Below are 384 nucleotides of genomic sequence, written 5' to 3' on the forward strand. Positions count from 1 at the left end.
GACCTTTCGTTGGATCATGAACGATGATGCAATGGCGACGGAAAAGCTGGCGGAAGGTATTCGGGCTTTTGCCAAGGATCTATATGAATTGCGGCGCATGATCCAAGAGCAACTGGACGCACCAGCGAAATGTTTAATTTCCAACTGAATAGTGCATTTGATGGGAAGCCACGCTCAGGATTAGTGAGACTTCGATCCGCCGTTCTTCCGACCTTCGGTCTTGAATTGGGGGCGGCGGTTCCATAGGCCTTTTGCCGACCATTTTTTTCGGGCTCGTTCTGTAAGGGTGGACGAAAGGCTGGGCTGCAATCGACCCACCGCTAACCGGCGTAGACCTGCGGCCGTATCTGTTAGTGACGCATCAGAAGAGCAGGTCGTTGGCCG

At 53.1% G+C, this 384-nt stretch carries 1 pseudogene; it reads left to right on the forward strand.

The features are described 5' to 3' along the window. Positions 1–148 (forward strand): annotated as a pseudogene (locus tag EN750_RS39070) (transaldolase family protein); the annotation flags it as partial. Positions 149–384 lie beyond the last annotated feature (236 nt).

The organism is Mesorhizobium sp. M7A.F.Ca.ET.027.03.2.1 (assembly GCF_003999175.1).
GTDB lineage: Bacteria > Pseudomonadota > Alphaproteobacteria > Rhizobiales > Rhizobiaceae > Mesorhizobium.